Raw genomic sequence first — 7,887 nt, forward strand, 5'->3', positions numbered from 1 at the left:
AGTCGCGATCTGGACACCGTCAACGGGTCCCGCGCCCCCAGTGGTGTGACCGACGTCACGCGAGCCGACGGGGCGGCCGCGAGCACCGTCGTCAGGGCGGCAGCTGCAGGACGGCGCGCGCGAGGTCGCCGTCGACGACCAGCGTCGTGGCGAACCCGGCGCGCACGGCCGCGCGGGTCGCCTCGGCCCGGTAGGCGCCGTGGCTCGTGGCCACGCGCTGGGGCGCCCGCACGAGCTGCTCCGCCGTCAGCCCGACGACGCGGGCGTCGAGCGAGGTCGAGACCGCAGCGCCGTCGGCGTCGAAAAGCCGGCCGCTGACCTCCCCGCACGCCCCGGCGTCGGTGGCCTCCTGCTGCGTGCGCGCGTCGAGGAGGTCGAACACCGCCGACCTCGACGGCCCCCACGCGCCGACGGAGAGCACCGCCACGTCGAGGCGGTCCCCGAGCACGAGCGCGGAGGCGATCTCGTCCTGCTGCCGCAGCCCCGCCGCGGTCGCCGCGTCGCCGACCACCAGCGGGGCGTAGAGGACCCGACCGTGCGAACCCGCCGCCGCAGCGACCCGGCGCACCACCTCGACGGAGCCCAGCACCCCGTCCCCGGGGTGGACGGCGCCCGCGAGCTGGACCACGGTGCACCGGGGCAGGCGGTCGAGCTGGTGGCTCATCGCCTCGATGGCACGGCTCCACGTCATCCCGAGCACGTCACCCTCACGCAACACGCCGCGCAAGACCTCGGCCGTGGCGGCGGCGACGCGCGCGACGGCCGGGGCCGGGGAGGCGGGCCCCGGCGCGGCCTCGACCTCCACGACGACGGCCCGCGGCACGCCGAGCGCCTGCTGCAGCTCGGCGCAGAGGTCGCGGTCCACGCGTCCGGGGGTGACGACCTCGACCTTGACGGCACCACGACGTCGCGCGTCGGCGACGAGCCGGGCGACCTGGAAGCGACTGACCCCGAACGCCTTCGCGATGGCCACCTTGGACGCGTCGTCGACGTAGTACCGCCGGGCCATGTGGACGCCGAGGTCGTCCTCGTCCCAGCGGGCCAGGGCGTCGCGCTCGGCCTCGGACAGGAGGGCGCCGTCGTCGTCGACCGGCAGCCTTTCTCCCTCGCGCACCCCTCGATGGTGCCCTGCGCCGCGCGGGCCCCCGCTCACAGCCTTGCGCGAGCCGCGTCCGCGGGAGCATCCTGCCCTCAGGTGAGGGGCCGCATCCCCTCAGATGAGAGACCACCCGCGACGGAGGGGGAGGACCCATGAGCAGCAGCACGACGGACGGGACAGCCGGAGGCCCGGGCGGGGCGGCTCCAGCCGTGAGCCCCCGCCGCGCCGTCGCAGCGGCCTTCAGTGGCGCGTTCCTGGAGTGGTACGACTTCTACCTCTTCGGCACCGCGTCGGCGCTCGTCTTCCCGCAGCTGTTCTTCCCCGAGTCGTCGCCGACCGCGGGCACCATCGCGTCCTTCGGCGCCTTCGCCGCCGGCTTCGTGACGCGCCCGATCGGTGCCGTCCTCTTCGGGCACTTCGGCGACCGCATCGGGCGCAAGCCGATGCTGCTGCTGACGATCCTCGTCATGGGCCTGGGGACGGCGCTCATGGGCGTGCTCCCCACCTTCGACAGCGTCGGGCTCTGGGCGGCCGCCCTGCTCATCGGGCTCCGCCTGGTCCAGGGGCTCGGCATCGGCGGGGAGTTCGGCGGCGGGTCGCTCGTCGCCCTCGAGAACGCGCCCCGGCACCGCCGCGGGGTCATGGGCAGCATCCACCAAGTGGGGACCCCGGTCGGGCTGCTCGTCTCCTCGGGGGTCTTCGCGCTCGTGCAGCTCCTGCCCGAGGACGCCTTCCTGTCCTGGGGCTGGCGCATCCCCTTCCTGCTGGGGGGCGCCTTCCTCGTCGTCGCCTTCACCGTCCGGCGCCATCTGCCGGAGACGGAGGCCTTCCGCGAGGACGCCACCCAGGTGCGGCGGCTGCCAGTGCTCTCGCTGCTGCGCGAGCAGCCGAAGGACCTGGGGCTCGCCGTCGGGGCACGCATGACCGACGCCGTCACGTTCAACATCATCAACGTCTTCGGCATCGCCTACGCCACGAGCGAGCTCGGGCTGCCGGACCAGCTGATGCTCACCGGGTTCGTCATCGCCGCGGCCGTCGAGGTGGCGCTGCTGCCCGTCGTCGGGCACGTCTCCGACCGGGTCGGACGCCGGCCGGTCTACCTCTTCGGCATCGTCGTCTGCGCGGTGATGGGCGTCGTCTACTTCCCGCTGCTGGCCACCGGGCAGACGTGGGTCGTGTGGCTGACCATCGTCGTCACCCTCGCCGTCGGCACGGGCTGCATGTTCGGCATCCAGGGCGTCCTCTTCTCCGAGATGTTCGCCACCCGGATGCGGTACACGGGCCTCGGCGTCGCCTACCAGTTGTCCGCCCTGCTCGGCGGCGCCCCGACGCCGATCATCGCCACCGCGCTCGCGGCCGCCACCGGCTCGGTGTGGCCCGTCGTGGCCTACCTGCTCGTCGTGTGCGCCATCAGCTTCGCGTGCGTCAGGGCCGCCGGCGAGACCTCGCGCCGCGAGCTCGTCGACGAGCCGGCCCGCTGACCGCCCGCCCCGCCCACACCGGAGGACCCGTGACCGCGACGCCGGCCGCCACCCATGGGGCGCAGCGCCCCAACATCGTCTTCGTCATCACCGACCAGCAGCGCTTCGACACCATCGCCGCACTCGGCCACGACCACGTCGACACGCCGAACCTCGACCGGCTCGTGGCCGAGGGGACCGCCTTCACGCGCACCTACGTGACGGCGCCGTCGTGCGCGCCGTCGAGGGCGAGCCTGTTCACGGGCCTCTACCCGCACACCTCGGGCGTGCTGCGCAACGACGACCCGTGGCACCACTCCTGGGTGGAGCGGCTCGCCGACGCCGGCTACCGCTGCGCCAACGTCGGCAAGATGCACACCTACCCCTACGAGACGTCGGTGGGCTTCCACGAGCGGCACGTCGTGGAGAACAAGGACCGGGCGCACCCCGACCTGCCGTTCTTCCTCGACTCGTGGGACAAGGCGCTGCACGTGCGCGACCTGGAGAAGCCCGACCGCGTGCACCTGCGAAGCCGCCCCGACTACCGCGAGAGCCTGGGCGCCTTCGCCTGGGAGCTGCCCGACGAGATGCACCCGGACAACTTCGTCGGGGGGCTGGCGCGGTGGTGGCTGCAGCGGTGGGTCGGCGGCACCCCTGGGACGACGGGCGACGCCCCGACGGGCCAGCCCTTCTTCCTGCAGGTCGGCTTCCCCGGCCCCCACCCCCCGTACGACCCGACGCCCGGGGTCCTCGAGCGCTACGCCGACCGCGACGTCCCGATGCCGCACCGCACGCCCGAGGACCTCGCCGCGCAGCCCCGCGCCCTCCAGGAGCTGCGTCGTCAGCACGAGGACAACGACCACGACGCCGTCGTCCACCTGGAGGACCCGAGCGAGGAGCAGATGCGCCGCCAGCGGCGGCACTACCTCGCGAACGTCACGATGCTCGACGAGCAGGTCGGGCTCCTGCGCGCCGAGCTCGAGCGGCTCGGGGTCCTCGACGACACCGTGGTCGTCTTCACCTCCGACCACGGCGACTGCCTCAACGACCACGGGCACAGCCAGAAGTGGACGATGTACGACCCGAGCGTGCGCGTCCCGGCGCTCGTGCGCGGGCCGGGCGTCGTCGCGGGCCAGGAGGTCGACGGGCTGACGTCGATGATGGACCTCGGGCCCACGGTGCTGGAGCTCGCCGGCGTGGACGTGCCGTCCTGGATGGAGGCACGGTCCCTCGTCCCCGCGCTGCGGGGCGAGCGGTGGCCGGGCCGCGAGCACGCCTTCTCCGAGCACGCGCGCGACCACATCCTCACCGGCACGGCGATGATGACGATGGTCCGCGACGACCGGTACAAGCTCGTCACCTTCGTCGACAGCGATGAGGGCCAGCTCTTCGACCTCGTGGAGGACCCGCACGAGGAGCGCACGCTGTGGGACGACCCGGCCAGCGCGGGCCTCAAGCGGCACCTCCTCGACGTCGTCGCCCGCTGGCGGACGGAGTCCGCGGCCGGCCCCGCCGCGGCGTGGGCGGCCGGCTGGCGCTGACCGGGGCTGACCACGGCGCGGGTGGACCTCGCGGGACGGCGGGCCGCCCTCCCGCCCACGAGGTCCACCGCCGCGGCGCCCGTCAGGCGCGGGCCAGCAGCGACGCGAGGGGCGAGTCGTCGAGGTGCTCGAGGAGGTCGGCCGGCGTCGCGTAGACGGCGGCGGCACCCGCCTGCAGGAGCTCGTCGCGCGAGCTGCCGCCGCAGGTCAGGCCGATGCAGGGGATCGCCGCGGAGCCGGCGGACTCGACGTCCCACACCGTGTCGCCGACGGCGACGCAGCGGCTCGGCTGGAGGTCGTTCGCCTCCGCGGCGCGCCCGAAGATGTCCGGCGCGGGCTTGGCGGCGTCGACGTCGGCCGAGGTCAGGACGCCCTGGAGCTCCTCGCGGGCGCCGATGGCGGGGAGCATCCAGTCCAGGTCGCCGGCGTCACCGCTGGTCGCCAGGACGACGGCGAGGCCGCGGCCGGACAGCTCGGCGATCAGGTCGGCCGCGCGCGGGAAGGCCGAGACCTCGTCGCGCAGCGCGGCGTAGTGGTCGGAGTGGCCTTGCGTGAGGGTGGTCACGAGGTCGTCGTCCACGGCGTCGGAGCCCGGCCGCCCCAGTCCGTCGCCGAGGACGCGGCGCACCAGCTCCGAGCCGCCGAGCCCGATCCCCCGGTGCAGCACCGCCATCGGCACGGGCGGCGCCCCGGCGTCGCGCAGCGCCCGCGCCCACGCGACGACGTGGAGGTAGTTGGTGTCGAGCAGCGTGCCGTCGACGTCGAGGAGGACGCCGAGGCGGTCCGCGTCCCGGGCGGGGGCGTCGTGGTCGTCGGAGGAGGTGGGCACGGCGGTCTCCCTGGGGGGCGGGGTCGGTGGTGGCGCGGGTGCGGTCCACCACGGCCGTCGACGACCGTAGGACCGGGCGACCCGGCGCACCCGGCGGCACGGCTCGCGGCGGGCACGCGCTGCCCCTAGCGTCGGGTCCGCCGCGCGGTGCGAGGTCGCCCCCGCGCGTCCCGGTCCGACGGCGGCGCGGACCACCCGGTCCGCGGACCAGCGCGCCGCCCCGCGGCGCACGCCCCCCAGGAGCTCCGATGGCCCACCAGCCCTCCCCGCAGGACCGCGGCGACGCCGAGACCCGGCGCACCGGCGACGTCCGCGACGACCAGACCCCCGGCACGGACCGGACCGACGACGTGCGCGGCCGCCGCGACGACGTCGCCCCGGCCGGCTACCGGCCGGGCGACCGCGACCTCGACCGGGACGACGCCGACGGTCGTGACCGCGGCTACCGGGAGACCCGCACGCCGGAGCGCGTCGAGACCCGGGAAGGCACCCGCGAGCCCAAGCCGGCGAAGACGAGCGCGGCGGCGACCTTCGGCCTCGTCTTCGGGCTCTCGGCGCTGCTGTCCGCGCTGACGCTGCTCCTCACGCCGCTCGCGCTGGTGCTCGGGATCATCGGCCTCGTGCTCGGCATCGCCGGCATCTCCATGACCAAGCGCGTCGGCGTGACCGGCCGCGGCCTGGCCGTGGCCGGCATCGTGCTCTCGGTCCTCGGCATCGTCGTCAGCCTCGTCCTCATCATCGGCATCACGACCGTGCTCAACAACGACCAGGCGGTGCAGCGGCTGCAGGACCAGGTGCAGCAGCTGCAGAACCAGCTGCCCGACGACCTGCAGCCGACCGACGCCGGCTGACCTCCCTCCCCCCCCCGACGACGGCCACGCACCCGCCCGGGTTCGTGGCCGTCGTCGTACGCGGCGCCGTCGTGCGATGGGGGTCGTCCTGCGTGACGGCGGGCCTCGCGGACGGTCAGCGGCCGGAGGCGAGCAGCTCCTGCACCGGGTCGGCACCCGCTGCCGCGGCGCCGTCGTCCGCCGCGGCGAGCGCGGCGCGCAGCAGCATCGCGACGGCGACCGCCCCGGGGTCGGGGGACCCGACGACCCGGTCGCCCAGGTAGGCGGCGCGGCCGCGCCGCGCCCGGACGTCGGCGGTGCGGCGGGCCCCGTCGGCGGCGGCCGCCGCGACCTGCGCGAGAGACCCGCCGTCCGCCACGGACCCGGCGGCCGGCGCGAGGGCGTCGACCATCGTGCGGTCGCCCGGCTCGGCCCCGCCGACGCGCTGCACCGCCGCGAGCCCGGCCACCAGCCCCTCGCCCCACCCGCCGTCGCCGGGGGCCGAGGCGCCGCCCGCCCGCTCCGCCGCCGCCGCGAGCTCGGCGAGCAGGAGGCCGACGAGCGGCCCGCTCGTCCCGCCCACCTCGTCGAGGAAGACCTCGGCCGCCGCCGCCAGGGCCTCGGCGCCGCTGCGGCCGGCGGGACCGCCCTCGCCCGTGCCGTCGAGCCGGACGACGACCCGGCGCAGGCCGCCGCGCAGGTTGTCCCCGAAGTCGCCGTCGCCCGCGACGCGGTCCAGGCGCGTGAGGTCGCCGTGCGCCGCCTCGGCGTCCGCGGCCCACCGGCGCAGCGCCCGCTCGGCGGCCGAGGCGCCCTCGGGCAGGGTCCCGTCCGCCGGCGGCGGCACCTCCGGGGAGGCCGGCCCGCCGGTCGGGCCGGAGGTCGCGGCGTCCCGCACCCAGGGGGCGGGGACGACGTCCGCGCGACCCGCCGGCCCGCCGTCCGTGGTCGGCGCCGGCAGGGCGGGCGCGAGGGCCGGCGCGCGCCACAGGTCCAGCCACCCCGGTCGTAGCGCCGTCAGCGTCACCGAGGCGCCGTGCATGTCGAGGGCGGCGACGAAGGTGCCGGCCAGCGAGGCGGCGAGGCGCACACCGCGGCGCCCCAGCACCTCGGCGACCTCCTCCAGGACGGCGAACAGCTCCAGCTGCGTGGTCGCGCCGAGGCCGTTGACGAGCGCGAGCACGCCGTCGCCGCCGACGTCCGGGAGCGCGGCGAGGACCTGGTCGACGAGGCCCTCGACGAGCTCGGGGAGCGGCGTCCTGGCGACCGTCCGGGCCGCGCGCTCGCCGTGGATGCCGACGCCGAGCTCGACCTCGTCCGCGCCGAGCGCGAAGGCCGGCTCGCCGGTCGCCGGGTCGGTCTGCGCGCGGGTGGCGACGGCGAGGCTGCGGCTCGCGGCGACGACGTCGCGGCCCAGCACGACGAGGTCGTCCACCGACGCGCCGCCGTCGGCGGCGGCGCCGAGGAGCTTCTCCACGACGACGGTCGCGGCGGTCCCGCGGCGCCCGGCGGCGTTGTCGGCGGAGTCCGTCGCGACGTCGTCGTCGACGAGCACCTCGCCGACCCGGACCCCCTCGAGCCGGAGGCGCTCCGCGGCGATGCGGAAGTTGATGACGTCGCCCGTGTAGTTCTTCACGACGAGGACGACGCCGTCCGGGCCCGCCGCCGCACGGCCCGCCTCGAGCACCTGCCGGTTGTGCGGGGAGGTGAAGACCATGCCGGGCGCGGCGCCGTCGAGGACGCCGGGGCCGAGGAAGCCGACGTGCAGCGGCTCGTGCCCGGCGCCCCCGCCCGAGACCAGGCCGACCCGCCGTCCCGCGTGCCGGGTGCGGGCGAGCAGGTGCAGCGGCTCGGGACGCACCACGACGAGGTCGGCGTGGGCGCGGGCGAAGCCGGCCGCGGCACGGGCGACCGGGTCGTGCTCGGGGTGGGCGAGCGGTGCGCTCATGGGTGGGGCCTCCTCGGCGCGGCGACGGCGCCGCGGCGCGATCCTCCGCGCCCGACGGGCGCGGGGGCAAGGTCCGGCGCGCGTCGTGGGCACCTCCTCCCCGGACGTCGGCGGCGACGTCCCCCCACGCGAGCCCCCGCACCCGACGTCGGCGACGACGTCGCCCCGCACCCGGCCCAA

Annotated in this window: 6 protein-coding genes; 3 read left to right on the plus strand and 3 right to left on the minus strand. The window is 76.5% G+C overall.

Translation table 11 applies throughout. The features are described 5' to 3' along the window. Positions 1-91 precede the first annotated feature (91 nt). Entirely contained in the window at positions 92-1,114 is a 1,023-nt protein-coding gene (locus WDZ17_RS11780; protein ID WP_339575353.1) for a sugar-binding transcriptional regulator, read from the minus strand. 137 nt (positions 1,115-1,251) lie between these two features. Here WDZ17_RS11780 and WDZ17_RS11785 point away from each other — a divergent pair, with 137 nt between their 5' ends. Both WDZ17_RS11785 and WDZ17_RS11790 read left to right on the plus strand, forming a co-directional pair. Further along, positions 1,252-2,580, plus strand: a complete 1,329-nt coding sequence (locus WDZ17_RS11785) for an MFS transporter (RefSeq protein ID WP_339575354.1) — start codon at positions 1,252-1,254, stop codon at positions 2,578-2,580. Positions 2,581-2,609: 29 nt separating this feature from the next. Continuing rightward, complete coding sequence (locus WDZ17_RS11790; protein WP_339575355.1) at positions 2,610-4,100, plus strand: sulfatase family protein; 1,491 nt, start codon at positions 2,610-2,612, stop codon at positions 4,098-4,100. 82 nt (positions 4,101-4,182) lie between these two features. Here the strand turns inward: WDZ17_RS11790 and WDZ17_RS11795 are convergent, their stop codons facing one another. Next, positions 4,183-4,929 carry an HAD family hydrolase gene (locus WDZ17_RS11795; protein ID WP_339575356.1) on the minus strand — a complete coding sequence of 249 codons (747 nt, stop codon included), beginning with the start codon at positions 4,927-4,929 and terminating at the stop codon, positions 4,183-4,185. A 248-nt stretch (positions 4,930-5,177) separates the two neighbouring features. Between WDZ17_RS11795 and WDZ17_RS11800 the strand changes: the two genes are divergently transcribed. Beyond that, positions 5,178-5,780, plus strand: coding sequence for a DUF4190 domain-containing protein (locus WDZ17_RS11800; RefSeq protein WP_339575357.1), 603 nt, complete (start codon positions 5,178-5,180; stop codon positions 5,778-5,780). Between the two features lie 115 nt (positions 5,781-5,895). On the opposite strand, the gene WDZ17_RS11805 is transcribed toward WDZ17_RS11800, so the two are convergent. Continuing rightward, complete coding sequence (locus WDZ17_RS11805; protein WP_339575358.1) at positions 5,896-7,707, minus strand: dihydroxyacetone kinase subunit DhaK; 1,812 nt, start codon at positions 7,705-7,707, stop codon at positions 5,896-5,898. Between the last annotated feature and the right edge of the window lie 180 nt (positions 7,708-7,887).

The organism is Pseudokineococcus basanitobsidens (genome assembly GCF_037482545.1).
Taxonomy (GTDB): domain Bacteria; phylum Actinomycetota; class Actinomycetes; order Actinomycetales; family Quadrisphaeraceae; genus Pseudokineococcus; species Pseudokineococcus basanitobsidens.